This is a genomic window from Phyllobacterium sp. CL33Tsu (assembly GCF_900113985.1).
Classification (GTDB): Bacteria; Pseudomonadota; Alphaproteobacteria; order Rhizobiales; family Rhizobiaceae; genus Phyllobacterium; species Phyllobacterium pellucidum.
Genome location: NZ_FORJ01000001.1, coordinates 434,288 through 460,663 on the forward strand (window position 1 = coordinate 434,288; position 26,376 = coordinate 460,663).

General features: G+C 59.9%; 25 protein-coding genes. 11 read left to right on the top strand and 14 right to left on the bottom strand.

What is annotated here, in order from left to right; translation table 11 throughout:
• Window positions 1–60: 60 nt before the first annotated feature.
• The 3 genes from BM074_RS02170 to BM074_RS02180 form a co-directional block, all read right to left on the bottom strand.
• The gene (locus BM074_RS02170) at window positions 61–996 is read right to left on the bottom strand and encodes a DnaJ C-terminal domain-containing protein (RefSeq protein WP_027230094.1); all 936 of its coding nucleotides are present in this window, start codon (window positions 994–996) and stop codon (window positions 61–63) included.
• A gap of 124 nt (window positions 997–1,120) precedes the next feature.
• A complete protein-coding gene (locus BM074_RS02175) occupies window positions 1,121–1,591 on the bottom strand; it encodes an RT0821/Lpp0805 family surface protein (protein WP_348271649.1) in 471 nt (156 codons plus the stop codon).
• A gap of 260 nt (window positions 1,592–1,851) precedes the next feature.
• Window positions 1,852–2,925 carry a glycosyltransferase family 2 protein gene (locus BM074_RS02180; RefSeq protein WP_139217612.1) on the bottom strand — a complete coding sequence of 358 codons (1,074 nt, stop codon included), beginning with the start codon at window positions 2,923–2,925 and terminating at the stop codon, window positions 1,852–1,854.
• A gap of 303 nt (window positions 2,926–3,228) precedes the next feature.
• Between BM074_RS02180 and pdxH the strand changes: the two genes are divergently transcribed.
• The gene (gene pdxH / locus BM074_RS02185; RefSeq protein ID WP_027230096.1) at window positions 3,229–3,837 is read left to right on the top strand and encodes a pyridoxamine 5'-phosphate oxidase; all 609 of its coding nucleotides are present in this window, start codon (window positions 3,229–3,231) and stop codon (window positions 3,835–3,837) included.
• Between the two features lie 21 nt (window positions 3,838–3,858).
• Here pdxH and BM074_RS02190 read toward each other — a convergent pair whose 3' ends face one another.
• A complete protein-coding gene (locus BM074_RS02190) occupies window positions 3,859–4,611 on the bottom strand; it encodes a crotonase/enoyl-CoA hydratase family protein (protein ID WP_091919456.1) in 753 nt (250 codons plus the stop codon).
• A 12-nt stretch (window positions 4,612–4,623) separates the two neighbouring features.
• A complete protein-coding gene (locus BM074_RS02195; protein WP_091919458.1) occupies window positions 4,624–6,396 on the bottom strand; it encodes an acyl-CoA dehydrogenase family protein in 1,773 nt (590 codons plus the stop codon).
• Window positions 6,397–6,617: 221 nt separating this feature from the next.
• Between BM074_RS02195 and BM074_RS02200 the strand changes: the two genes are divergently transcribed.
• Window positions 6,618–7,889 carry a glycoside hydrolase family 25 protein gene (locus tag BM074_RS02200; RefSeq protein ID WP_244532710.1) on the top strand — a complete coding sequence of 424 codons (1,272 nt, stop codon included), beginning with the start codon at window positions 6,618–6,620 and terminating at the stop codon, window positions 7,887–7,889.
• Here BM074_RS02200 and purD read toward each other — a convergent pair.
• Window positions 7,884–9,170, bottom strand: a complete 1,287-nt coding sequence (gene purD / locus BM074_RS02205; RefSeq protein WP_091921381.1) for a phosphoribosylamine--glycine ligase — start codon at window positions 9,168–9,170, stop codon at window positions 7,884–7,886. The genes BM074_RS02200 and purD overlap by 6 nt on opposite strands.
• Before the next feature lie 138 nt (window positions 9,171–9,308).
• Here purD and ubiA point away from each other — a divergent pair, with 138 nt between their 5' ends.
• Window positions 9,309–10,304 (top strand): 4-hydroxybenzoate octaprenyltransferase, encoded by a 996-nt coding sequence (gene ubiA, locus BM074_RS02210; RefSeq protein ID WP_091919459.1) that lies wholly within the window; start codon window positions 9,309–9,311, stop codon window positions 10,302–10,304.
• A gap of 16 nt (window positions 10,305–10,320) precedes the next feature.
• Here the strand turns inward: ubiA and BM074_RS02215 are convergent, their stop codons facing one another.
• The 3 genes from BM074_RS02215 to BM074_RS02225 form a co-directional block, all read right to left on the bottom strand.
• Window positions 10,321–10,893, bottom strand: coding sequence for a DUF6101 family protein (locus BM074_RS02215; protein ID WP_091919461.1), 573 nt, complete (start codon window positions 10,891–10,893; stop codon window positions 10,321–10,323).
• 348 nt (window positions 10,894–11,241) lie between these two features.
• Window positions 11,242–12,657, bottom strand: coding sequence for an FAD-binding oxidoreductase (locus tag BM074_RS02220; protein ID WP_091919462.1), 1,416 nt, complete (start codon window positions 12,655–12,657; stop codon window positions 11,242–11,244).
• Complete coding sequence (locus BM074_RS02225) at window positions 12,654–13,637, bottom strand: L-threonylcarbamoyladenylate synthase (protein ID WP_244532764.1); 984 nt, start codon at window positions 13,635–13,637, stop codon at window positions 12,654–12,656. The genes BM074_RS02220 and BM074_RS02225 overlap by 4 nt, the downstream gene beginning before the upstream one ends.
• A gap of 185 nt (window positions 13,638–13,822) precedes the next feature.
• Between BM074_RS02225 and BM074_RS02230 the strand changes: the two genes are divergently transcribed.
• Complete coding sequence (locus tag BM074_RS02230; protein WP_091919465.1) at window positions 13,823–14,233, top strand: hypothetical protein; 411 nt, start codon at window positions 13,823–13,825, stop codon at window positions 14,231–14,233.
• Window positions 14,234–14,275: 42 nt separating this feature from the next.
• Here the strand turns inward: BM074_RS02230 and BM074_RS02235 are convergent, their stop codons facing one another.
• The 4 genes from BM074_RS02235 to BM074_RS02250 all read right to left on the bottom strand — a co-directional run bounded on the left by BM074_RS02235 (window position 14,276) and on the right by BM074_RS02250 (window position 20,684).
• Complete coding sequence (locus BM074_RS02235; protein WP_091919467.1) at window positions 14,276–16,675, bottom strand: glycine--tRNA ligase subunit beta; 2,400 nt, start codon at window positions 16,673–16,675, stop codon at window positions 14,276–14,278.
• The gene (locus tag BM074_RS02240; protein WP_091919469.1) at window positions 16,675–17,634 is read right to left on the bottom strand and encodes a glycine--tRNA ligase subunit alpha; all 960 of its coding nucleotides are present in this window, start codon (window positions 17,632–17,634) and stop codon (window positions 16,675–16,677) included. Before BM074_RS02240 ends, BM074_RS02235 begins: the two co-directional genes overlap by 1 nt.
• Before the next feature lie 78 nt (window positions 17,635–17,712).
• A complete protein-coding gene (locus BM074_RS02245) occupies window positions 17,713–19,518 on the bottom strand; it encodes a tetratricopeptide repeat protein (RefSeq protein ID WP_091919470.1) in 1,806 nt (601 codons plus the stop codon).
• 149 nt (window positions 19,519–19,667) lie between these two features.
• Window positions 19,668–20,684 carry a polyprenyl synthetase family protein gene (locus BM074_RS02250; RefSeq protein ID WP_027230106.1) on the bottom strand — a complete coding sequence of 339 codons (1,017 nt, stop codon included), beginning with the start codon at window positions 20,682–20,684 and terminating at the stop codon, window positions 19,668–19,670.
• A gap of 151 nt (window positions 20,685–20,835) precedes the next feature.
• Here BM074_RS02250 and BM074_RS02255 point away from each other — a divergent pair, with 151 nt between their 5' ends.
• The 6 genes from BM074_RS02255 (at window position 20,836) to moaB (ending at window position 24,472) form a co-directional block, all read left to right on the top strand.
• Window positions 20,836–21,057 (top strand): putative signal transducing protein, encoded by a 222-nt coding sequence (locus BM074_RS02255; RefSeq protein ID WP_027230107.1) that lies wholly within the window; start codon window positions 20,836–20,838, stop codon window positions 21,055–21,057.
• Between the two features lie 3 nt (window positions 21,058–21,060).
• Window positions 21,061–21,834 carry a tRNA1(Val) (adenine(37)-N6)-methyltransferase gene (locus tag BM074_RS02260; protein ID WP_091919472.1) on the top strand — a complete coding sequence of 258 codons (774 nt, stop codon included), beginning with the start codon at window positions 21,061–21,063 and terminating at the stop codon, window positions 21,832–21,834.
• A gap of 69 nt (window positions 21,835–21,903) precedes the next feature.
• On the top strand, window positions 21,904–22,761 hold the full coding sequence (locus BM074_RS02265) for a S49 family peptidase (RefSeq protein ID WP_091919473.1): 858 nt from the start codon (window positions 21,904–21,906) through the stop codon (window positions 22,759–22,761).
• Window positions 22,762–22,842: 81 nt separating this feature from the next.
• Window positions 22,843–23,028: a hypothetical protein gene (locus BM074_RS02270; RefSeq protein ID WP_027230110.1), complete on the top strand. Its 186-nt coding sequence runs from the start codon at window positions 22,843–22,845 to the stop codon at window positions 23,026–23,028.
• 5 nt (window positions 23,029–23,033) lie between these two features.
• Complete coding sequence (locus tag BM074_RS02275) at window positions 23,034–23,918, top strand: 4-(cytidine 5'-diphospho)-2-C-methyl-D-erythritol kinase (protein ID WP_091921383.1); 885 nt, start codon at window positions 23,034–23,036, stop codon at window positions 23,916–23,918.
• A 2-nt stretch (window positions 23,919–23,920) separates the two neighbouring features.
• Window positions 23,921–24,472, top strand: coding sequence for a molybdenum cofactor biosynthesis protein B (gene moaB, locus BM074_RS02280; protein WP_027230112.1), 552 nt, complete (start codon window positions 23,921–23,923; stop codon window positions 24,470–24,472).
• A 22-nt stretch (window positions 24,473–24,494) separates the two neighbouring features.
• Here moaB and BM074_RS02285 read toward each other — a convergent pair whose 3' ends face one another.
• Entirely contained in the window at window positions 24,495–25,004 is a 510-nt protein-coding gene (locus BM074_RS02285) for a glycosyltransferase (protein WP_091919475.1), read from the bottom strand.
• 173 nt (window positions 25,005–25,177) lie between these two features.
• Here BM074_RS02285 and BM074_RS02290 point away from each other — a divergent pair, with 173 nt between their 5' ends.
• On the top strand, window positions 25,178–26,329 hold the full coding sequence (locus tag BM074_RS02290; protein WP_091919477.1) for a PA0069 family radical SAM protein: 1,152 nt from the start codon (window positions 25,178–25,180) through the stop codon (window positions 26,327–26,329).
• The last annotated feature ends 47 nt before the right edge of the window (window positions 26,330–26,376 follow it).

The following is a 26,376-nucleotide window of genomic DNA, read 5'->3' on the forward strand; positions in this document are numbered from 1 at the left end:
GTGCGGTATCGCACAGCCCGCGCCGGGCTTCAAGCATGCTCTCAATGTCGTTTTGGTTTTTCAGTTGCCGGATTCGCGCAGGAATGCTTCGAGCGCCGGATCGCGATTTTCGGGCAGCATGATGCGAACATGAACGAAGAGATCGCCATGTCCCTCGCCCTTTTTCGGCAAACCCTTGCCCTTCAGCCGCAAAACGCGGTCGGAGCTCGTCCAGGGCGCGACTTTGACCGCCACGCGGCCATTCAACGTATCAACTTCCTGGCGCGATCCGAGAACGGCATCGCGCAGCGATACCGGCAGTTCGACATGGATGTCCCGACCATCGACACGGAACTCAGGGTGCGGCTTGAAACGGATCGTCACAAGAGCGTCGCCCGCGGTGCCACCCAATACTTCCTCGCCCTGACCCTTGAGGCGAATCGTCTGGCCGTTCTCGACGCCGGTAGGCAATTTGATCGCAAGCCGCTTGCCGTTCGGAAAAATCGCCTCGACCTTCTCGGCACCCGCGGCCTGCTCGAGCGTGATATCGATGGTTGCCTGGAGATCAGCGCCCTTGCGCGGTCCAGCGCGGCGCGCGCCGCCGAAGCCGGCGCCACCCATGCCGGCGCCCTCGCCGAAGAGGCTGCTCAATATGTCTTCCGCCCCGAAGCCGGAATTGCCGGCCGTGCTCGAGCGGAATTCGAAACCGCCCGGCCGATGGCGCGCACCGCCGAAACCGGCGAAAGGATCGCCCTCGCCGCCACCAAAACCTTCAAAACCATGGGGAGCGCGCTGCTTGCCTTCCGCGTCAATCTCGCCGCGATCGAACTGGCCCCGGCGCTCCTTGTCGCCGACAATTTCATAGGCCTGGTTGATCTCGGAGAAATTTGCCTGCGCCTTCGGATCATCCTGATTCTGGTCGGGATGGTATTTCTTGGCGAGCTTGCGAAACGCCGATTTTATTTCTTCTGGCTTCGCCGTCTTGGCGACGCCCAACACGCTATAGGGATCGCGCATGTGTCTGCCTTTCCTCGCACGAGCGAGATGTCCTGGGATTCCGCAGCTATATGCTCATGAATAGGAAGAAATTCCAGAGATTTGATGCAAAAAACTACGAAAACAGCTCAAAGCTTGCAACCGCTTACATAGGGGCGAACGATTTCAACGTCCACTGGCCGCCATTTTGCATGCACGTCTCGCCCTTATAGAGCATGACCCCGTCGAACGACTCGCGCGATGTCTGGAATTCGCGGCAAAGTTCTGTCTCGTTCTTCTTTTCGGCAATAGCGGTGATGGTACCCTGACTGCCGGTTTCCGGGTTGGACCACGGCACGGGTTTTTTGCCCCACTGGGTGAAATTAAGCGCGGAGACGATATTGCGGACGGTCGTCTGATCGGACGATCCTTTCGCATCGACGGCTTGCGCCGGAGCGACCGAACCGGTCACCGCTGTCTGGTCAGGAACCGCCTTCTCAATGCTGAAACCCTTCATGGCACAGCCCTGGAGCAAGCCAAAGACGACGATGATCGCGGGGCCTTTAAAGAGCCCGCCTACACGCCGCTTATCTGCACGGAATTGCTTGCTACCGGATCGTGGAAACGCCAAAAACATGCCTTTCTCTAACAGGGTCAATTCGAAATGACTATGGGACTATGGATTAAATGAAGTTAACAACGGATTACCCACCCATCGAACGTTATCAAATCGTTAGCTTTCGGGTATCCAAGTCAGCTTTGAAAGACGTGCCGGTTTTCTGTGGAAAGCTCTTTTGGAAAGCTAGAGAGAAGCATCACCTGGACGCGAACCGTGACAGGCGTGCACCAACCTCGGTTGCGAGGAGTAACCCACGAAACGAGGTGTCTGCACGCCCCTCATATTCCATCGAGCAGGAATTGAAACGTGCTGGCGAATCCCATGAACGCGGCCATGATCACCCATAGCTCCCTCATGAAGCCAAGCCCGATGAGTTGGCCAGGTCCCTCGTACCCGGCAGAGTATTGGACATCATGCAGTTGAAGCTCGGGCGTTTCGGCAAGGACTTTGGCGATAAGCTGATATTCCGCAGCATTGGAGAAGTATTGGCAGTCTTCGATAGCTGTGTCGACTTTCTGCTTAAGATCAGAGAAAAATTTGAAGTGCAGCAGAACACCGTATATCGGGCCGAAATTGCGCTTGAACGGCCGGGGCTTGTGTATTCCACGAGACAACGAGCTTTCGCTATCCCAGTAGGTAAGCGGGTATTTTATCAGTTGGTTCGACAAGCCGAACTTCCTGCCTCGTAAACCGCCCTTTATCGACCATCCCGAACTCGCCTGTCCGATAACATACCCGGTGGCATCAAACTGGTTTGCTATCTCCCAGGGCGGAACATCATCGGAAAGGTTCGCGCATGAATGCTCCCCCGGATATAAGTCGATCATGGGGGCGGCCATTCTAAAATGTTGCTGGATAGAAAGATGCGCAGCAACGTCAGTAATCGGTCGCTGATAGCAATCCTGATAAACAAGATACTCATCTACATCCAGATTGAGGTACCACCGGTTCTGACCATAGTGGTTGAAAATCCATTCCCTCCACAGGATCGAGCGTTGAGCGTCCGCGTATCTAACCGTCGACCGCCAGAGGTCGACGTCATTCTGGGCGGTTAGATATTCGACGGTTCCATCGCAGGATTGGTCGTCAATAACGATAAAACGCGCCACCCCGAGCTTTCTGTAGTGCGTCAGAAACGAACCTAGAAACTTCCTTTCGTTTCTGACCGGCACCACAACTGCAATGTCACTATCCGTATATTGTGATGTCGCTGTCGCGATCTGATGCATTCCAAGTTGGCTTGACAGGAGAGGAGCAGCGTTTCGCTCTTTGAGCCACGTGCGGACCGCCGCCAGAAAACCACGGTGCCGAAGTCCGATGGAGTTGCGCGAAGGATAGCATGTGTTGTTCAACGAGGCGTCCTCAACTCCAGAATGTTGTGCGGGCGGTTCACGCAAACACTTGCGGCGCCACACTCAATAAATGTAACTGATTCGAAAATGTTTCATAAATAGGCCGAGGAATCGGTTCATTAACGTCCCGTCGCAGACCTCAAGCGCGCTCACGTGCCATCTTATTTAGCTGGAAGCCAGGTGCCGCTTGCCATGCAGGGCATGGAGAAGGTAACAAAATTCGAAGACTCTAACCGGAGTTGAGGATACGCCGTCAAGCGACCTCGGCACCCGTCTTCGAAACCTAGGGAATGATCAAGACCCATGACGTCAACAGATGACTTCACTGAGAATTCCGAGCCATTCGCCCTCTTCGCGGAATGGCTGGGGGATGCCACCAAAACCGAGCCCAACGATCCGAACGCTGTCGCGCTTGCGACGGTCGATGCGGACGGCCTGCCGGATGTGCGCATGGTTCTCTTAAAAGGGTTCGATACACAAGGCTTTGTTTTTTATACGAATTTTGAAAGCCGGAAGGGCGAGGAAATCCTCGGATCGATGAAGGCTGCCATGTGCTTCCACTGGAAGTCACTGCGCCGGCAGGTGCGTGTACGCGGCCCGGTCGAAATCGTCAGCAAGGAAGAGGCCGACGCATATTATGCCACGCGGCCGCGTGGCAGCCGCATCGGCGCATGGGCATCTAAGCAGTCGCGACCGCTCGAAAGCCGGTTTGCGCTGGAAAAGGCCGTGGCAGAATATACGGCCCGCTATGCGATCGGCGAGATCCCGCGTCCCGACCATTGGTCAGGTTTCCGGATTCGCCCGACATCCATTGAATTCTGGCACGACCGGCCGTTCCGCTTGCACGACCGCGTGGTCTTCAGCCGCGACGAGCCAGCCGGTGACTGGAATAAGACGCGGCTCTATCCATAAGCTGCGTTCAAGATCTCGGCTCTAGCCTTTCTTGCGGCTGAGGAAGGCCATGAACGCCGCCCGCGCCTCATCGGATTGAAGGCGCTCGGCAAAGAGCTTGGCCTCGAGATGGATGCGGTCGATGGTTTCCTGCCGCGGCATCCGCAACAGATCGCGGGCAATCTGCATCGCTTGCGGCGGCTTAGCGGCGATTTCGGTCGCCGCCTTCAACACGGACGCCTCGAGTTCGTCTGTCTCCACCAACCGGTAGATCAGCCCGGCTTCCTTCGCCTCGACCGCATTCAGGCCATCACCCATGGCGAGAAAGGCAAAGGCGCGTTGCTGACCCATCAGAGCTGGTCCGAGCAGGCTTGATGCCGCTTCCGGGACGAGGCCGAGATCGACAAACGGCGTCTTGAAATAGGACTGTGGTGTAGCGAAGCTCAAGTCGCAATGAAGCTGCAGCGTCGATCCGACACCGATGGCAAGGCCGTCTACACCCGCGAGCAGCGGCTTTTTCGCGTTGGCCACCGCTACGAGAAAGTCGACGACCTCGGTGCCCATTTGGCCCGTGGTAGCGAAGGCCATGAAGTCCTGCAGGTCGTTACCGGAGGAAAATGCGCCTGGCACGCCGAAAAAGACATTGGCGCGGATGTCCGGATCGCTGTCGCTGTCGATGATTGCCCTGGACATCGCCGCATACATTGCGCGTGTCAGCGCGTTCTTCTTGTCGGGTCGGTTCATGCGAATGACTTGAACCGCGCCGTTGCGCTCGATCTGTATATGCTCAGACATATCGGTCCCCTGTTAGGAAAGCGCCGTGCGCGCGGCGAGCAGGCTGGCGGCGCCATGAATGACGCGGTCCTTTAGCGCCGCCGTTTCGGCGAGAAGATTTTCGGCGAAGAATCGTGCAAGTGCCGAGCGCCCGGCGTGGTTGCCGCCGAGGGCTGCCTTGGCGAGATAGGCCGCACCCGCGGCAAGACCGAAGAGCCGCAGGAAAGGCGTCGCCCCCGCAAAGGCGTCGCTGACCCTGCCCTCGGCGATCGCCGCCTGCAGCCAGGTACCCGCTTCGGCAAGATCGTCGAGGCCGCCAGACAGGCGCTTTGCGGTCTCGCCAAACTCGATGCTGTTCGAGGCGTTGACGGCTTCGGCGATTTCTCGAAGCTCGGCGATATAGCCTGCGAAATGCTGCCCGCCGGCAAGCGATAGTTTGCGCTGGACAAGGTCTATGGCCTGAATGCCGTTGGTGCCTTCATAGATTGGCGCAATGCGCGCATCACGCAGCAGCTGTGCGGCGCCCGTCTCCTCGATATAGCCCATGCCGCCATGAACCTGGATACCGATTGACGCAACGTCTACGCCTATATCGGTCGAGAAAGCCTTGGCGACGGGGGTCAAGAGATTGGCCCGATCGGACCAAAACCGCGCCTCATCGCCTTCGCCGGTCTTGGCCATGTCGATGGCATGAGCACAGGCGTAGGCTGTTGCGCGCGCGGCACCAGTCAGGCCCTTCATCGTCAATAGATTGCGCTGGACATCGGGGTGCTCGACGATCGGACTCATGCCTTCGCCCTTCCAGCCGGGCGCTCGCATCTGGCGGCGGTCCTCGGCATAGGCGAGCGCTTTCTGATAGGCAGTCTCGGCAACAGCGACCCCCTGTATCCCGACCGCAAGGCGGGCGTTGTTCATCATGGTGAACATGCAGGCGAGACCGCGGTTTTCCTCACCGATCAGCCAGCCGACCGCACCCGGCTCGCGATCCTTGGCAAATCCGTCCCCGTAGATCATCGTGCAGGTGGGCGAGCCGTGGATGCCCATCTTGTGTTCGACGCCGCCGCAGAAAACATCATTGCGGGCGCCGAGCGAGCCGTCCTTGTTGACAAGGACCTTCGGCACGAGAAACAGCGAGATACCTTTCGTTCCCTGCGGTGCGTCGGGAAGCCGGGCGAGGACGAGATGGACGATGTTGTCGGTCAGGTCGTGCTCGCCATAGGTAATGAAAATCTTGCTGCCGAAAATGCGATAGGTGCCATCCTCGGCGCGTTCGGCGCGCGTGCGCAATGCGCCGACATCGGAGCCGGCCTGCGGCTCCGTAAGGTTCATCGTGCCCATCCATTCGCCGGAGACGAGCTTCGGCAGATAAAGCTGCCTAAGATCGTCGCCAGCATGCGCGTCCAGCGCCTCGATGGCGCCAAGGGTCAGCGTCGGGCCGATCCCGAAGGCCATGGAGCCCGAATTCCACATCTCGAATGTCGCAATTGCAAGCATCGTCGGCAGGCCCTGCCCGCCGAACTCTTCGGGGCCGGTCAAGGCGTTCCAGCCGCCGCCGATCCACTCGCGATAGACTTCCTTCCAGCCGGGCGGGGTCGTCACTTCGCCATCCTTGAGCGGGGTGCCATGCTTGTCGCCGACTTCAAGCAGGGGCGCGACGCGCGTCGACGCAAAACGTCCGGCCTCTTCGACAATGGCATCGACAAGGTCACCCGAAAGGTCGCCGAAGCGGCCCTGTTCCAACGCGGCGTCAAGACCGGCGGTCACTCTGAGCGTGTGGATAATTTCCTCGACGGGCGCGCGGTACATGTCACGTCTCCTCATGCGTGATGGCAGCGGGCGCACATTGCAACCGCATCGGGGCGCAAGCAAGTGTATTTTTACGTAAACGTAAGATATTTGGAGAAGGCGCTCTCGCTTCGTGATGGGCGCAGCGGGTGCAAAATCGGTGACTAACCAAATATTAACCGCGATGCGGCGACCATCCTTGGTTAGTATGGGTTTGATCGCACCGTGTGAAGGATTTCCGTTTGACGATCCGCGTGCCCAGATTTGCCATTGCAACGGTCCTCGCGGCCTTGTTTCTCGGCGACCCGGCGCAGGCGGCATCCGAATTCACCACCCCATGGTCGAACAAGGCGCGCGCCATCGTCCTCGACGGCTACGAGCACAATTCCTTCAATCTCGTTGAAATCGCCAAGGACCCCAGGATTGCGGCGTTCATCCACAAGGGATCGGACGGCCTGCCGGCAAACTACCAGTGCAAGCGCATTGCCGATGCCATGCAGCAGGAGCTGTGCAAACGCATCTGGCGCAACTATGCAGTCTCACGCGAGCTTTACCAGACACGCCGGATTCTGGCGAAGGCGCTGGGGTTAAAATGGGGCGCTTATCATCTCGCGCGCCCGGGCAATCCAATCGAGCAGGCAAACCATTTCGTCGATTATGCCGAACCGAGCGACGACGAACTCGTCGCCATCGATATCGAAGAGAACGATCCGTCGAAGTTCATGTCGCTGCAGGATGCGGAGATTTTCGCCGAGCACATCAAGTTCAGGATCGGGCGCTATCCGGTCCTTTATACGAATGGCACGACCGCGCGTTACATCGCCGACCATCGCCTGGAGCTTCCGATCCTGTCTCGCCTGCAGCTCTGGTACGCGCGCTACGAAAGCGATATCGCGCCGCATTTTCCCAAAGGCAACTGGCGCGATTACGCCCTTTGGCAATTTACCTCGCCGAGCAACTGCAACAAGCAGAAGTGCCCCTATCGCCCGGCCGGAACAAACCGCGACATCGACGTCAACATCACCGATATGACCGTGGCGCAGTTGCGGCGGGCGTGGCCGTTCGGCGAACTGGTCGATGCGATACCACCTGACGACTTGCCGACGCCAGGCAATCGCCCTTCGCCGCGCGACGATATATTGATGGCAGCGGCACAGCCGCCGCTTATTGATTACCGGCGCCTGAAGGAAATGACGGTGACATTGCACGCCGCCGCAGCGAACTTCCTTGCCGAAGCCTCGACACTGCTTGAAAGGAATGACCCGCGCACAGACAAGGTCGACCAGTCGATAACAGCTTCGATCTCGCTGAAGTTGGATACCGACGAAAGGCTGAATGGCCTTTCGGCACGCAAGGCGACCGTGGAGCAGTTGTGGACCAGTCTACGCGAAGCCTCCGAGCCGGCGGCGCCCGACCAGCGCGTCGTGGTAACCCATTACTGCTTCAAATACTTCGTGCCCAAGTCCAGGCAAACGGTGGAAGGGCAGCTTGCTGCGCTCGATCCCTTCCTATAGAGCGGCGGTCTTCTGGCGCTCGATGGCGCGCCAGCCGATGTCGCGCCTATAGAAGCCCTCCGGCCAGTCTATCTTGGCAATGGCGGCGTAGGCTGCGGCCTGAGCCTCCGCCACGGTACGGCCGCTTGCGGTGACGTTCAGTACGCGCCCGCCATTGGCGACGAGTTCGCCGTCTTTCTCTGCCGTCCCGGCATGAAATATCTCGACGGAACCGTCGGCGGCAGCCAAATCGAGCCCCCTAATGACACTGCCCTTTTCAGGTGCAGCCGGATAGCCCCGGGCGGCCATGACGACGGTCAATGCAGGTTCATCACTCCAGCGCACCGAAACCTGATCGAGCATGCCGTCGGCGGCGGCCTTGAGCAGCAGCAGCAGATCGTCCTTCAGGCGCAGCATCAGGACCTGCGTTTCCGGATCGCCAAACCGGGTGTTGTACTCGATCAGCTTCGGCCCGTCCTTGGTGATCATCAGGCCCGCGAAGAGGATACCGTTGAACGGCGCGCCCATTTCCGCCATGCCGCGCATGGTCGGCTCGATCAGTTCGCGCATCGTCCGGTCGATCATCGCCTGCGGCATAACCGGGGCGGGCGAATAAGCACCCATGCCGCCGGTGTTGACGCCGGTATCGCCTTCGCCGACGCGCTTGTGATCCTGGGCGGTGCCGAATGGAAGCGCGGTCTTTCCGTCACAAAGGCAGAAGAAGCTTGCCTCCTCGCCATCGAGATATTCCTCCACCACGACCTCGGCGCCGGCACCGCCAAAGGCTCCGGAAAAACAGGCTTCAACAGCGTCGAGCGCTTCCTGCAACTCGAATGCCACCACAACGCCCTTGCCGGCGGCGAGACCATCAGCCTTGACGACGATCGGCACGCCCTGTTGCCGGACATAAGCCCTGGCGGCATCGGCCTGCGTGAAACGCTGGTAGGCGCCGGTCGGAATATCGAAACGGGCGCAAAGGTCTTTGGTGAATCCCTTCGAGCCTTCAAGCCGAGCCGCAGCCTTGGACGGACCGAAAACCAGAATGCCGGCGGCGCGAAGCTCGTCGGCTATGCCGGCAACCAAAGGCGCTTCGGGTCCGACCACGACGAAATCAATGGCGTTTTCCTTACAGAAAGCGACGATCTGCGCATGGTTGGCGGGGTCGAGCGCGACGCACTCCGCGACCTTGGCAATGCCGGGATTGCCCGGCGCGCAATAGAGCCTCGTCAATACGGGCGAGGCCGCGATCTTCCATGCCAACGCGTGTTCCCGGCCACCGGACCCAATAAGCAGGACTTTCATCGACATCGTGCTCCGCATGTTTACGAGTTGCCGTGTCGGTATGGCCTTGACGCTTGAGGGTCAAGCACCTCGCGCAAATTTGCCCGGAAATACGTCTATAATGCTTGACTGCATCGCTGCCCACTGCAAGGTCAGGCCATGACTTCAGAGAAAGACACGATCCAGTCGACACAATCGCGCGGCCGCGTATTCGATGCGCCGTCGGGCCATTGGGTCTATCGCACGCTTCCGAACTGGCTGTGGCCCTATGCCCAGCTGGCGCGCTGGGACCGTCCCATCGGCTGGTGGCTTCTGCTTTGGCCTTGCTGGTGGGGCGCGGCGCTCGCCGCCAGCGCTGGCGCAAAGGTGGGCGACCCGGTGTGGTCGGTTCTGCCCTCGCCCTATCACCTTATTCTGTTCCTCGTCGGCGCCGTCGCCATGCGCGGCGCCGGCTGCACCTACAACGACCTTGCCGATGAGGATATCGACAACAAGGTGGCGCGCACGCGCTCGCGGCCGCTGCCATCGGGACAGGTGACGCGCAAACAGGCCAAGGTCTTCCTCGTTCTGCAAACCCTGGTCGGACTGGCGGTGCTGCTGCAGTTCAATCGTTTCACGATCCTGCTTGCCATCGCATCGCTGGTGATCGTGGCGATTTATCCGTTCATGAAGCGAATCACCAATTGGCCGCAACTCGTGCTCGGGCTTGCCTTTTCCTGGGGCGCGCTTGTCGGCTGGTCGGCGCATTTCGGCGCGCTCGCGTGGCCGGCTGTCCTGCTTTATGCCGGAACGATCCTCTGGGTCATCGGCTACGATACGATCTACGCCCACCAGGACAAGGAAGACGACGCGCTTGTCGGTGTGCGCTCAACCGCACGCCTTTTCGGCAACCGCACGCGCGAAGCGCTCATGTTCCTTTATGGAGGAGCGCTCGCGCTGTTTCTCTGGGCCTTCGCCATGGCGGAAGTGCCGATGCCAGCGGTCGCTGGCCTGCTGGCCGCCGGCGCGCATATGTACCGGCAGATCATGACCCTCGATATCGACAACCCTTCCGAGTGCCTGCGCCTCTTCAAGTCGAATAGCGTCGTCGGCTGGCTGATCTTCCTCGGCCTCGTCTTCGGCGGATTGTGGACCGTGGTCAAGCCGATGTTCTGACTGCCGGGGCTCCGGCCTATCTGGAGCCCTGAGCAATCACCTCCTGGCCGCCGATAACCAATCGCAGTCCAAGATCGCCGACCTTGCGCCGGGCGAGGAACCTTGGCCGGCGGCGACGTGGCTCGCGGCCCTGCCGGCGCTCCTTCGGCGCGGAAACGGTCACGGGACCGATGCTCTGTTCGAGCTGCCGCGCAATACCGTCTTCCTCGACCAGCATCATCGGCAGGGCGAACAGCGAGGACCAGGCGCGCCAGTCGGCGGCGATGTCGTTGAGGTCGTGGGCGACCAGCAGCGGCACGGAAAGATGCGGGTCGGTGTGCATGAGTTCGAGCGTGACGGTGATATCGCCGAGGTCGTCTTCGGTTGCCCGCGCGGTCACGCCCAGAAAGGCGCAAGCCGGCAATGCTAGTGAGACCGGCAAATGGCTCGCCGGCAACAGGCGTTTTACCACCGCACCGCGCTCATGCAGCGTGAAAGTGACATCGCCGCGATCATCGCGCGTGGCATAGGTGACCGTTTGTGGCAGGTGGAATGGATCAAGCCGGAACTCCCGACCTGCCCAAACCGGCTTGGCTCCGGCTTTGTTCATGTGACGCCTTCTGTCGATCCTGAGAGCCGGTGTTCCGGTCATCTCGTTTTATTTTCCCTGTAGAGCGGACCGTTTTTGGTCTCGTATGGGGAAACAATAGGCGCCGACTCTGCCAATCCCGCTTAATGAACGGGGTTAACTCTTTCTCATCGCGAAGGATGGTTATCGAAAACCAACCGGCTCCAAGATTTTGGTAAGGCGGATGAATGAAAGGTTAGGATACAGCCGCGGCGCTGGGCGTTTCCCAGGGCTGCCGCCCATCCCAAGGATGAAGATGCTTTGGGGCTAAAAGCCAAAGCCCGGTAGGTCCTGCACCGAGGGCGATCCTAGCTTAAATGCGCTGGGAAGCTAAAGCACCTTGCCCGGGTTCATGATTCCGGCCGGATCGAATGCCTTCTTTATGCGGCGCATCAGGTCGAGCGCCACCGGTGATTTCGTCTCGGCGATTTCCTTGCGCTTCAATTGGCCGACGCCGTGCTCGGCGGAAATCGAGCCCCGATAGGCGCGGACAATATCGTGGACCCGCGTATTCACCTCGACCCAGCGCGCTAGAAACGCCTCTTTGTCCGCACCAACCGGCTGCGAAATATTGTAGTGGAGGTTTCCGTCGCCCATGTGGCCGAAGCAGACTATGCGCGCGCCAGGAACAAGATCGAGCACAGCTGCATCGGCCTCGGCGATGAATTCGGGGATGCGGGCGACTGGTACGGAAATGTCGTGCTTGATCGATCCGCCCTCAGGCTTCTGGGCGAGCGACATGGCCTCGCGCATGTGCCAGAAGGATTTCTCCTGCGCCGTGCTGTCGGCAATGGTCGCATCTTCGACGAGACCGGCCTCGTAGGCTTCGGTGAGGATCGCCTCGATGGTCTCGCGCGCATCCTCGGCGGAACGTGACGAGGATATATCGATAAGGACATACCATTGGTGGACGCCCTGCAGCGGATCACGCACGCCATCCGTATGCGCGACGGAGAACTCGACCCCGATGCGCGGCATCAGCTCAAAACCGGTGAGCGACGGTCCGGCATGGCTTTGCGCTATCGCCAGCAGTTTCAAGGCATCCTCGGGGCTAGCCAGCCCGGCATAGGCGACGCCCTTCCCGCGCGGCAAGGGAAAGAGCTTCATGACCGCCGCGGTAATCACGCCAAGCGTTCCTTCCGCACCGACGAAGAGGTCCTTGAGGTCGTAGCCGGTGTTGTCCTTCTTGACATAGCGAAGGTCATTGAGAATCTCGCCAGTCGGCAGCACGACTTCGACGCCGATGCAGAGTTCACGCGTATTGCCATAGGCAAGCACGGCCGTACCGCCAGCATTCGACGAGAGATTGCCGCCGATCTGGCATGATCCTTCTGAACCGAGCGACAGCGGAAACAGCCGGCCTTCGCGTTCCGCTGTCTCCTGCAACGTCTGGAGGATGACGCCGGCTTCGACGATGGCAAGGTTGCCTGCCGGGTCGATGGAGCGAATGCGGTTGAGCCGCGAAAGCGAAAGGATCACCTGTTGTCCGCTGGCATCGGGCATCTGCCCGCCGACAAGCCCGGTATTGCCACCTTGCGGCACGATCGCCGTACCGGTTTCGGTCGCGAGTTTCAGGATCGCCGAGACTTCCTCGACGGTCGAGGGTCGCAGGACCAGCGCTGTCCTGCCGCCAAATTTTTCGCGCGGTTCGATCAGGTACGGCTCGATATCGTGGGCGTTGCGCAGCGCATTGCCCTCGCCGACGATGGCGGAAAAGCGCGCAAGAAGATCAGGCGTCAAACTCATTTTATCTCATCCATTTCAGCAATTGCCGCGTCACGGGGTGCGGCGGCACGAACAAGCCGGTCATTGATCGCTTCGCCAAGTCCCTCGAAAGGTATGGGCTCCACGGCGATCACCGGACGTTTCAGGCGATCGAGGCGCTTCATGAAGTCGAAGAGGTTGGCGGCCGCCTCGCGCAAGTTCCCCGTCTCGCTGAGATTGAGGGTGGCACTGGCATTTTCAGCCTTTTGGGCACGGCTCGGCCCGAATGCCAACAGTACCTCACCTTCCCTGACCTCATGCACGTTCAGCCTCACACGCGCCGAGGGCGCATAATGTGAAGCCATCATACCTGGCGCCTCTATCGCCGCACGCTGATCAATGCGTTCGAGCCTGGTCCCTATGACCGACTCGATGTCTTCAGCCGCCAAGCCGCCCGGACGCAGCAGTGCGACGCGCGTCCCGTCGAGCTTTACGATGGTCGATTCCAGGCCGACCTCCGAGGGGCCGGCATCGAGAATGAGGCTGATCCGCGCGCCCAGATCCTCGTTGACCGCTTCGGCGCTGGTACCGCTGATCTTGCCGGAGGTGTTGGCGCTTGGCGCGGCCAGCGGGTGGCCGAGCGCCGCGATGATGCTGCCGGCGACGCCGCGCGGCATGCGCAGCGCAATCGTGTCGAGACCGGCGGCAACGAGGGGGTGAATGGCGGTATCGGGCTTGAGCGGCAGAACGAGGGTGAGTGGCCCTGGCCAGAAAGCCTGCATCAAACGCCGCGATAATGGATCGATCACAGCGTAGCGTTCGGCCATGTCGATATCCGAAACATGGCAGATCAGCGGGTTGAAGTGCGGCCTGCCCTTGGCTTCGAATATGCCGGCGACGGCGTCGCCATTGGTGGCATCGGCGGCAAGGCCATAGACGGTCTCGGTCGGAATCGCGACAAGCTTGCCCTCGGCGAGCGCATTGGCTGCCGTTCGCACTGCCTGATCGTCTGTCTTCAAAATCGTCGCCAAGGCGCTCTCCGATACCGGACTTGCCTACACGATGCCGCTATCGCCTCGCAAGTATCGGCTGATGAACACGCCGAATGAGTTCATGCGTAAAATTGTATCGATCCGAATCAAGGCTTGGCAATAAATCGCTGTTAAAGCTCGCTTTTAACAAAGAAACGTCACGGGATTAGACGAAAATGCTGCGCCAGACCATCGCTGCCACCGCCATGATCATGCTAATGGCCCCCGCTTACGCAGGCGGCTCCATCGACGTTGTGAGCGGATCGGCAACGCCGAACTCGATCTCCTATGTGGGTTTTGACAGTTTCGACGCAACCGGCAACCCGATCTGCACGCCTTGTGAAGCACAGCAGGCCGCGGAAGCTGCGCGACTGAAAGCCTATGCCGAGCGGCGCGAACGGTCGCGGCAATATATGGCGCGCCTGCAGGGCCGCGAAGTTCCAGTTTCAACGGCAACCGCCCCCGCTCCGGTATCTGCTTCACCGATTGCAGCGAATGCCGCCGAACTCGTGCCGGCCGGCGAGCCAGTGCCGCAAAGGGCACTCGCTGATGTGGCGGACACGCCGCTGCGCACAGGCATGCAGTAAACGTAGGGCGCTCCACCTGAAGAGGGAGCGCCTCACGCTTCGTCACCCAACGATCTTCGAGAAGTCCGCCACGGTATTCGTGGCCGTGCGGATGCGTGCGAGCAGCGCCAGGCGGTTGGCCCGGATAGCCGGGTTCTCGTCGTTGACGAGCACCTTCTCAAAAAATGAATCAACTGGTTCGCGCAATGCACTAAGTGCGATCATGGCGCCGGAAAAGTCTTCCTTTTGAATCGCTTGCGCGGCTTCCTTCTCGGCTTGATTCACCGCTGCGGACAAGGCCCGCTCCTCGTCCAGATTAAATAGCGCAGCATCGACAGCATTGGCGATCTGCGTTCCCTTCTTTTCCTCGGCGCTCAGAATGTTCGCGGCGCGCTTGGTGCCCGCGAGCAGGTTTTGACCTTCCTCGGTGTTGAGGAAAACGACAAGCGCCTCGACACGGCGGGCGATCAGCAACAGGTTGTCCGCGCGCTCGGTAAGCACCGCATCGATAAGATCATGGCGGGCGCCGAGGTCGCGGAGGTAGACCTTCATGCGGTCATGGAAGAAGGCGAGCAAATCAAGCAGCACGGGATGCGCCTCTTCGATTACATCGCTGCGAAGGCGCTTTTCAAAACCGGAAACGGCGTTGATGACATCTTCTTCGCCATCGACGTCGCCCGACTGCTGAGCGGCCTGATGTTGCTCGTAGCCTTCGACGCGCTTTTCGATACTGTCTTCGCGCAGCTGCGAAAGTGCCATTTCGAAGACCGGCATCAGTTCGATCTTCCAGTCGTTTGAAAGCAAAAGACGAACGACGCCGAGTGCCGCACGGCGAAGGGCAAACGGGTCCTTCGATCCCGTCGGCTTTTCGTCGATCGCCCAGAACCCGACAAGCGTATCGAGCTTGTCGGCCAGCGCCACCGCCACTGAAACCGGGTCGCTTGGCACGATATCAGAGGGGCCCTGCGGCTTATAATGCTCTTCGATTGCAGCAGCGACCGAAGGATGCTCGCTCTGCAAGAGCGCATATTTACGGCCCATGCCGCCCTGCAATTCCGGGAATTCGCCGACGATCTCGGTCGTAAGGTCCGCCTTGGCGAGAACGGCGGCGCGCATGGCAAGCGCCGGATCCGCGCCGACAAGCGGTGCGATCTCGCGGGCAAGCGCCCTTATGCGGATAATGCGCTCGCCCTGTGTGCCGAGCTTGGCGTGGAACGTAACGTTGAGCGCGTCGAGCCGCGCCATGCGCTGGTCGAGTGGCTTCGCAAGATCGAGATCGAACCTGATCGCAGCGGCGGCGAGCGTGTGCATGTCCGGCAGGTCATGCTGGTCCGTGTTCCAGAAATAAAGAGCATCGGAGAGCCGGGCGCGCACGACCTTGCCGTTACCAAATGCAATCTCGCGCCCGCCATCCTTCGCTTCGATGTTCGAAACGAGGATGAATTTGTTCGACAGGGGATTTTCCCCTGGCCCCGCAGCTTCGCTGCGACCACCCCCATCCGAGGGCGAGGTGGAGGCATTCTTATCCTCGTGACGGGCAGGGTCGGAACTCAGCTCCGGAGTGGGATGAAGCGTCTGCTTGCGCGTAACGAAGCATTTCTGGTTGGTCTTGATCGTCAGTCGGACTACTTCCGGCGGGATCGCGAGGAATTCTTCCTCGAACTCGCCCATCAGGACGACCGGCCATTCAACAAGCCCGGATACTTCCTCAAGCAGGCCCTCATCCTCGACCAGGTCAAGGCCGGACGCAAAGGCAATGTTCTGGGCATCGGAAAGGATTATTTCCTTCCGCCGGTCGGCGTCGAGCACCACCTTGGCCTTTTCAAGCTTTGCGACGTAGTCATCGAAACGGCGAACGGTTATCGGCTTGCCGTCGCTGAGGAACCGATGGCCATAGGTGACGTTGCCGGCGCGCAGCCCATCGACCTCGAAATCGACGACAACGGGCTCCTCGGTTTCCGGACCGAAAGTGCAGAGGATCGACTGCAGCGGACGCACCCATCGCAGGCTTCCAGGCTTCGACGAGGCGGTACCCCAGCGCATCGATTTCGGCCAGGGGAACTCACGGATGATTTTCGGCATCAACTCGGCGATGATCTCTTCGGCGGGACGACCCGGCTTTTTCAGGTGAGCAACGTAGAAATCGCCTTTCTTGGGGTCGGTGTGGACATGCGCCTCGGAGATATCAAAGAGACCGGCGGAGCGAAGGAAACCGGCAATTGCCTGTTCCGGCGCCTTGACGCTCGGTCCCTTGCGATCCTCGTAAATATCTTTGGAGCGCGCGGTCAGTCCGCGGACGTCCAGCGTCAGACGGCGCGGGGTCCAGTAGTCGCCTGCCGCCTCGTAGGTCAGGCCAGCCTCGACGAGACCATCCGTGACAAGCTTTTTTAGATCCCCCGCAGCCTTGCGCTGCATGCGAGCGGGAATTTCTTCCGAGCGGAGTTCGAGCAATAGATCAGGCATTATACGGACTCGCTTCTGAAATTAACGCCACCGGCTTCCGTGAGCAAAAATGCCTCGCCGCACTGCCGGGCGAGATTGCGTACCCTCAGAATATAGCTCTGCCGCTCGGTGACCGAGATGACGCCGCGCGCATCGAGAAGGTTGAAGGCATGGGAGGCCTTGATGCACTGGTCATAGGCCGGCAGCACCATCTTATGGATGGTGGAATTGTCGCTTTCCCTGGGGGCGCCCGCCTTGAGCAGGGCCTCGCATTCGACCTCGGCTTCCTCGAAGTGGCGAAGCAGCACGGCCGTGTTGGCATGCTCGAAATTATAGCGCGAATATTCCTGCTCGGCCTGCAGGAATACATCGCCGTAGGTGACTTTCTCGTTGCCTTCAAGTCCGTTGAAATTGAGATCATAGACATTGTCGACGCCCTGCACATACATGGCGAGACGCTCGAGACCATAGGTCAATTCGCCGGATACGGGCGAACATTCAATACCGCAAACCTGCTGGAAATAGGTGAACTGGGAGACCTCCATCCCGTCGCACCAGCATTCCCAGCCGAGGCCCCAGGCACCGAGCGTCGGGCTTTCCCAGTCGTCTTCGACGAACCGTATATCGTGCACGAGCGGATCAAGGCCGATGGCGCGCAAGGAACCGAGGTAGAGTTCCTGAAGGTTCGCCGGCGATGGCTTCATGATCACCTGATACTGGTAATAATGCTGAAGACGATTGGGGTTCTCGCCGTAGCGTCCATCCTTCGGGCGGCGCGATGGCTGCACATAGGCGGCTTTCCACGGCTTCGGCCCGAGCGAGCGCAGCGTCGTCGCCGGGTGGAACGTGCCCGCTCCCACTTCCATGTCGTATGGCTGCAGGATCACGCAGCCGTGCTCTGCCCAATAGTTGTGAAGCGTCAGAATGAGACCCTGGAACGAGCGGGCCGGCTGCAAGTGATCGGGCAAGGAGGAAGACACCGGGCGACCTTTTGGCAAGAAGGATTGGAGTGCACGTCCTAAGGCGTGCACTCCTACCGGTCAAGCAAAACGACGTGATCAGCCCTTCTTGTCGGGTGCCGGCGCAGGCGCAGGCTCGACGGGCGGCTTGGGCGTCTCGGTGCCGTTTTTGGCGACACCCGGATCCTTTTCATCGGGCAATCCGTTTTTGAGCTTTTCCTCGATCTTCGCCAGATCTTCCGGCTCGGGCTTGGAATCGCGCGCATGGGCCCACTGGAAGGTTGCTTCGAGCTTGCGGCCGGCGCGCCAATAGGCATCGCCCAGATGGTCGTTGATCGTCGCATCTTCGGCCCGCAGCTTCACCGCCTGTTCGAGCTGTGCAACCGCCTCGTCGTAACGACCGAGGCGATAGTATGCCCAGCCGAGCGAATCGACGATATAGCCGTCCTGGGGACGCGCTGCGACGGCCTTCTTGATCAGGTCGAGGCCCTGCTCGAGCTTCATGTTCATGTCGATCCAGGAATAGCCCAGATAGTTCAGCACTTGCGGCTGGTCCGGATAAAGATCGAGCGCCTTGAGGAAATTGGGCTCGGCCTTGTCCCATTCCTTCAGCCGCTCATAGGCGATGCCACGCTGGTAATAGATCGACCAGTCTTCCCGCTTGGGGTTTGCAAGCGCGGCGACGGCCTTGTCATAGGTCTCGGCGGCCTGCCGGAAATTCTTGTCCTGCGAATAGATGCTGCCGATCGCAAGATAGGTGCGCATATCCTGGGGATTGCTTCCGAGCAGGCTGTTCAACTCGGCAATCGCCTCGTCATTGCGCTTGAGGATTGCCAGATTGATCGCGAGTTGCATCTTCGCGTCGCGGCTATAGGGCGAATCGGCGGGAATGCGGCCGAAATAGTCGATGGCCTTTTCAGGCTGTTCGAGCTTGGCGCTGATATCGCCGAGCTGGAACAAAGTGGCGTCGTTGTCCGGACGCAGCGGCAGCGACATCTGCAGATAAAGCTTGGAGAAGGCCTCGGCGCCATTGCGATCGATCGCCGTCGCAATCGTATAAAGCACTTCGGCAGCGCCCTGCTGCGGCGTCTGGATCAGCGGCTTCACCGTCTTGGCATCGGCAATTTCCTTGCCGAATTCGGTCAGCACCATACGTCCCGACAGCATTTCCGAAGCTTGCTGGATCAGGGCAACCGCGCCGTCACGATCGCCATTCCTGAACTTGAACGAGGCAAACGCCTCAACCAGGCGCTCATAGGTATCGGGCGCCGCGGCGACACTGACCTTGTCGTCAATCGCGTCCTGGTAAAACTTCGCAGCCTTGTCCTTTTGCCCGGCCATGTCGGCGATCAGCGCCGAATTATATGTCTTGAACAGGTTGAAGCCTTCGGGACCCTCAAGCTTGGCGATCATCGAAAGCGCCTCGTTCGGCTTGCCCGCACCGGCCTTTGCCCAGGCCGAGATCAGCCCGGTGATCATCCGGTCGAGGTCCGACTGCAGCGACAGCATCATCAGGGTATTGACCTTCTGATACTGCTTGCGATTCATCGCATCGATGCCGAGCGCGAGGCGGGAGAAGCGTTCGATCTCCGGCACGGCCTTCAACTCTTCGGCGATCGGCAGGGCCTGCTTGAACTGGCCGTCGGTCAAAAGCACAAGGAGCAGGCTCTGGCGCAGCTCGGTGTTCTTCGGATCGAATGTCAGCGCCTGCCGGTAGAAGTTGATCGCGCTCCCGAAATCATTGTCGCGCTCGGCGCTACGTGCCGAGAGAAATGCGCCTGAAAGCGTGCCTGCGTTCAAAGGTGGCGGGGCCTTGCTAGTGGCTGCCTCCGCAGCAGCTGCACCCACGGTCAAGACGGCGAGTGTTGCCCCCATAACGGAGCCGAGCAATTTACTACGCCGCATAACAGAAAACCTCATTATCTTTCCAGTTTGCATGTTTGGCCGAATCCAGTGAGCCAACCATGGCCTTTTTACGGTTCTCTCTCAACATTCATTGAAAGATTAGAACCGCCGCGATGGCCCCACAGCGGCTTTGCTTGATCAATTTCGTGTCAATTGACCCTGCTGATGCAGAAATCGATGACTTCGAGAAGCGCATCCTTTTCCGGCGAGCGGTCGAGGGGGGCCAGCGCATCGCGGGCAATGCCGCCAAAATGGCGCGCACGCTGTATAGTATCATTGAGCGCGCCATATCGCGTCATCAAACCTTTGGCTTTCTCGAGGCCCTTGTCGTCATTTGCGCCGTTTTCGAGCGCTTCCTTCCAGAAGTGGCGCTCTTCCGAGGTTCCGCGCCGGTAGGTAAGCACGACCGGCAGCGTGATCTTGCCTTCACGGAAATCGTCGCCCGTGTTCTTGCCGAGATCCTTGGCGTTGCCGCCATAGTCGAGCGCATCGTCGACAAGCTGGAAGGCAAGGCCGAGATTGAGCCCATAGGAGCGCAAGGCCTGGCGATCCGTACGCGAGGCGGCAGCGATAATCGGGCCGACTTCGGCGGCGGCGGAAAACAGCGCGGCGGTCTTCGCCTTGATCACGGCAAGATACTCATCTTCCGTCGTTTCGAGATTTTTCGCGGCCGCAAGCTGCATTACTTCGCCCTCGGCGATGATGGAAGCGGAGGTTGCGAGCACGTCGAGCGCGTCAAGCGAGCCGACATCCACCATCATCTTGAAGGCCTGTCCAAGCAGGAAATCGCCGACGAGAACGCTCGCCTGATTGCCCCAGATCATGCGGGCCGTGCTCTTGCCACGCCGCAGGTCGCTTTCATCGACAACATCGTCGTGGAGCAAGGTCGCGGTGTGCATAAACTCGACGCTGGTGGCGAGCTTTACGTGCCCGTCGCCCTGATAGCCGAACATGCGCGCGGCAGCGAGCGTGATCATCGGGCGCAAACGCTTGCCGCCGGACGAGATCAGATGGTTCGCCACTTCCGGGATCATCTCGACGTCAGAACCAGCCTTGGAAAGGATGAGTTCGTTGACGCGGCCCATGTCCGCCTTGGTCAAATCGACCAATGGCTGCACTGATCCCGTCGTATTCTTCTTCTCGTCAAGACTGACAACAACGCCCAAAACGAAACTCCTGCGGTTCTGGCCTGATGCGGCGACACCTTATTTTGACAGGATATATCCCGCAAGCGGCGAATTGGCGCGCAGAAATAGCAAGGGATACAAATTCGTGATAAGCGCTGGCCTGAACCCTGTGCTCCAACGCGGTATGGCCATGATCGAAATAATGCGCACCAACGACCCCGTCGTGATTTCCTTCGTGGAGTCACTCCTCAAAGAGGCGGGGATCGCCCATTTCATTGCCGATTCGAACATGAGCATCATGGAGGGATCGCTTGGCGTCCTCGCGCGCCGGATCATGGTCGATGGCGAACGCGAGATGGAAGCCCGGCAGCTTCTGAAAGATGCTGGAGTAGAACAGGAGCTGCGCAGCTGAACCATGCTCGCCCGGGACGTTCCCCACACGATTGACGCGTTCCACCGCGGCCGGTTCCATCTGCTTCAGCCTGCCGCCAAGGGCCACCGTTCGGGCGTCGATGCCATGATACTTGCAGCCACCGTGCCGAGCGGCTTTTCCGGGCGCGTTGCCGATCTCGGGGCAGGAGCCGGCGCCGCCGGCCTTGCCGTCCTGTCGCGCTGCCCCGACGCCAGCGCCGCCCTGGTGGAGCGTTCCGACTACATGGCCGCCTTCGCACGCAATTCGCTTGATCTGCCGCAAAACGCACCGCTTTCGGGGCGCGCCAAGGTGATCGAGGCGGACGTCACCCTTGCCGGAAAAGCGCGAATCTCCGCCGGGCTCGGCGATAATGAATTCGATTTTGCCATCATGAACCCGCCCTTCAACCTGCCGACGGATCGCTCGACTCCGGACCCTGTTAAGGCGGAGGCGCATGTCATGACGCCCGGCATGATGGAGCAATGGATCAGAACGGCGGCCGCCATCGTCAAGCCGGGCGGCGGCATCGGCATCATTGCCCGTCCGACGTCGATCGCAGATCTTCTCGACGCTCTCAAAGGCAGGTTCGGCGGATTGATGATCGTGCCGGTTCAGCCTCGCCCGCAGGAAGCTGCTATCCGTATTGTGATCAAGGGAACGCGCGGCAGCCGCGCCGGCCTGACGTTGGAGCCGGCCTTGGTCATGCACCACGCAAGCGGCAACGGCTTCACCGAACGGGCGGACGCGATCAATAACGGTCTCGCCGCGCTTTTTTAGATCGCGGCATTGCGAATTGTCGCGCACCGCCTACATGCTCCGAAAGCATTGTTTACAAAGGAGACACGCTTGGTGAGATTCGTGCGGAAACTATTGCCACGCCGCTGGCGGCCCGATCACGTCGAAATACCGGTTGTCCGGCTGCATGGCACAATCATGACGGGTGGCGGCCCATTCCGGCAGAATCTCTCACTTGCGACCGCGGCCTCCGTTCTCGAAAAGGCATTCGGCGACAAGGATTCGCCGGCCGTTGCAATTTCAGTGAACTCACCGGGCGGATCGCCCGTGCAATCGCGCCTGATCTTCCGGCGCATTCGCGACCTCGCCGCGGAGAAGAACAAGAAAGTCTATATGTTCGTCGAGGATGTTGCCGCATCCGGTGGCTACATGATCGCCATCGCCGGCGACGAGATTATTGCCGACCCTTCATCCATCGTCGGTTCGATCGGCGTCGTCTCCGCGAGTTTCGGTTTTACCGACCTGATCAAGAAAATCGGTGTCGAACGACGCGTCTATACGGCAGGCAAGAACAAGGCGACGCTCGATCCGTTCCGGCCCGAGAACAAGGAAGATGTCGAACATCTGAAGTCCTTGCAGCTCGAGATCCACGAGACCTTCATCAACCTCGTCAAGGAACGGCGCGGCGAGAAGCTGACCGATAATCCCGACCTTTTCACCGGCCAGTTCTGGACGGGAATGCGCGGGCTGGAACTCGGCCTCGTTGATGGGCTCGGCGACATGCGCTCCTATCTTCGCGCCCAGTACGGCCCGAAAACGCGGCTCAGGGTGATCGCGCAGCCACGTGGTCTCTTCGGGCGCAAGCTGCCTTCTGCGGAGACCAGAATGGGGGAGCTTGGCGCCAATATTGCCGGCGGTATCATCAGCGCTGCCGAAGAGCGTGCGCTCTGGTCGCGATTCGGTCTCTGATGGACGCGGAGACTGTTTTTCATCCCCTCCACAGCGTGCTAGAATGAAGTCGATAGGATTGCTTTTCGAGGTTTGCGCTTGATGCCCCAATTGATCTTTTTCGCTCTTGTCGGCGTCGCTGCCGTGTACGGCTACCGCTCGTTCAAGAAGGAAGCGCAGCGCGTTTCCCGGCGCGTGCGCGAAGCGGAGAAGGAAGTACAAAACCACGCGCAAGGAACCCTTGTGCAGGATCCTGAGACCGGCGAATATCGACTGCGCAAAGATTGATCGCAATGCTCGACAGCCTTGATCGAACGATCACTCTGACGGCTCCGGCCAAGATCAATCTCGCGCTGCACGTGACCGGTAGGCGCAGCGATGGCTATCACCTTCTCGACAGTCTCGTCGTCTTTGCCGGCTTCGGCGACAGGATAAGCGTCAAGCGTGCTGCGCTCGATGACTTTGCCATATCAGGTCCTTACGGTCACGCCCTGCCCGGTGATGCGTCCAACCTCGTTCTCAAGGCGCGCGATGCGCTGCGCGTGGCCTTCCCAGATCGGGCAACACCTGTTGCCATCCATCTTGAAAAGCATCTTCCAGTCGCATCGGGCATAGGCGGTGGGTCGACCGACGCCGCCGCAGCCCTTACCGCCCTTTCCAGCCTGTGGGCCCTTGATGTCGGCATCGACGCTTTAGCAGCAATCGGTCTGCCGCTTGGCGCCGATATTCCGATGTGCCTCTACGGCCAGCCGCTGATTGCGCGCGGGGTTGGCGAGGAGATCGAACCGATGGCGACATTTCCGCGACTGCCGCTTCTGCTTGCCAATTGCGGCGCTTCGATCTCGACACCACAGGTTTTTGCCGCCCTCGACAAGCGCGACAACCCGCCCTTGCCGGCTCTGCGCGCGATGCGCTCGCTCGATGACGTCTGCGGCTATCTCAAGGCAACGCACAATCACCTGTTCCAGGCGACACGAGCGCTGACCCCCGGGATCGACGATACGATCGCTGCGCTCGAACGGACATCGCCGCGGCTGGTGCGCATGTCCGGTTCAGGCGCAACCTGCTTTGGTATTTACGACAGCGACAGCGACGCCGAAGGGGCGGCGGCAAAACTCCGTCGTGATCATCCTGGCTGGTTTGTCGTTGCAACGCATAGTGCCATGGAGGGAAACTGACCGTGGCGCGCATTGATGAAACAAGACCCTTCGTTCCAGTGAAGATCGCCGTGCTGACGGTCTCAGACACGCGCAAGCTCGAGGACGACAAATCCGGGAGCACATTGGCTGAACGCCTGCTTGCCGCCGGCCACACGCTGGCGGAACGCGCCATCGTGACCGACGACGTCAACAAAATCCGCGAGAAGGTGCTGTCCTGGTCGATGGATCCGGGTATCGACGTCATCATCACCACCGGCGGCACCGGCTTTACCGGCCGCGATGTGACGCCCGAAGCGCTCGAACCCATCTTTGAAAAGCGCATGGATGGATTTTCCGAAGTCTTTCATCGCATTTCCTACGACAAGATTGGCACCTCGACGGTCCAGTCGCGTGCGACCGGCGGCGTCGTCAACGCCACCTTCGTCTTCGTGCTGCCGGGTTCGCCCGGCGCCTGCAAGGACGCGTGGGACGGTATCCTGCAGCATCAGCTCGATTACCGGCATATGCCGTGCAACTTCGTCGAGATCATGCCGAGGCTCGACGAGCACCTGAAGCGTACCGGAAAAGCTTAAAGCAGCTTGCTGGATAGGAGTTCTAGCCCTTCAACGGGGCGGGAATAATTTCTGCGCGCAGCCGCTTCATTGCCAGGCCTCGCGCAATATCCACCGATTTCTTGCCCGGATTGAACAGCGCCATCGACTGACGCTTGGATATAAGCAATCCGTCTGCGAGCGGATTTCCCGGCTTGAACACCCGGCTGAGGAACGGCCTGCGATGCGCATGAGAACGGGTGAAGCAGGCCGGCCCCTGCATGCGCTCCACATGCATGGCAACGGGCTCGATCCAGCCGTCGAGCAGGCGCGCGCCCGGCTCCAGAAAAAGAAACCACTCGCTTCGCGCCCGGCGAAAACCATCAAGCAGCGTCTGGTCCTGCAAGAAGATGCAACCTGCCTGGTCTGCGACCCGGTGCGTCTGATCGACGGATCCCTCGTCGACCACGACGACGTCGCTGAGCAATCCTTCGACCGCGCCACCCACCAGCCCGGCGAGCGTTCTTGCCAGAGGTTCATCCGAATTTTGCGTTTCAATCAGAACGGAGATCATTTCGAACGCTCTATCGCATAATCGGCCGAATATCCATCTGTCCTTTCGGCGCACAGATGGGTGGGATCGCGTCAATATTGTTCTTGCTTTGTTCTAGGTTTTTGCTAGGAATAGATTCATGTTGCGGCTGTGATAAGCGAATCGAGAATCGCTTCGGTCCAAGGAGAACGCAAATGAACATTGTGGTGCAAGCGGACAAAGCCGCCTTCGGGCAAGGCCGTTCACAACACGCCAATGCCGTGATCGACGAAGCGGGCCTGCGCATCGATTCGGAACGCCGCCGTGGCCGCGGCGCAGGCATGAATCCGTCGGGACGCTTTGAAGCCGAGAGCCGCCATGTCTATGACGATGGGTGGGAGACGATCGAGGACCTGCCGCCCTTCAAGACCGAGGTTCAGATCGAGAAGCCGCGCGTCATCATCACGCGCAATGAATCGCCCGACATCAGCTTCGACCGTTCGATCAACCCCTATCGCGGCTGCGAACATGGCTGCATTTACTGTTTTGCGCGGCCTACCCATAGCTATATGGGGCTTTCAGCCGGGCTCGATTTCGAATCGAAACTTTTCGCCAAACCTGATGCAGCGAAGATGCTCGACAAGGAACTTTCGAAGCCGGGCTATACGGCGAAGACGATCGCCATCGGTACGAATACCGACCCCTACCAGCCCATCGAGAAGAAGTGGCGCATCATGCGCGACATACTCCAGGTGCTTGAGGCACACCAGCATCCGGTGGGCATCGTGACGAAATCGGCGCTGGTTATGCGTGACCAGGACATCCTTGCACGCATGGCGGAAAAGGGACTCGCAAAGGTATGCCTTTCGGTCACGACGCTGGACGGCAAGCTGGCGCGAACCATGGAACCCCGGGCCTCGACGCCAACGCGCCGCCTGCAGGCACTGCGCAGTCTCGCCGATGCCGGCGTTCCGGTCGGTGTCATGGTTGCGCCGGTCATCCCCGGTCTTAATGATCATGAGATCGAGCGCGTCCTTGATAGCGCGAGGGCAGTGGGTGCGCTCGAGGCGGGTTATGTCCTGCTCAGGCTACCGCTCGAAGTCAGCCCGATCTTCAAGGAATGGCTGCTGCGCAACTATCCAGACCGCTACCGCCACGTGCTTTCGCTGGTACGGTCCATGCGCGACGGAAAGGACTACGATGCTGAATGGGGCAAGCGCATGCGCGGCGACGGGCCTTATGCCTGGCAGATCGGCCGCCGCTTCGAGATCGCGGCCAAGCGGCTGGGGATGAATCTCGCCAAACGGCGCTTGCGCACCGATCTTTTTTCCCCAACTCCGGGAAGCGAGCAACTTTCCTTGTTTTAACAAGGGTTTCCGTCAGGCCGCGCCCCCATCCCGGCCTGATGTGACCT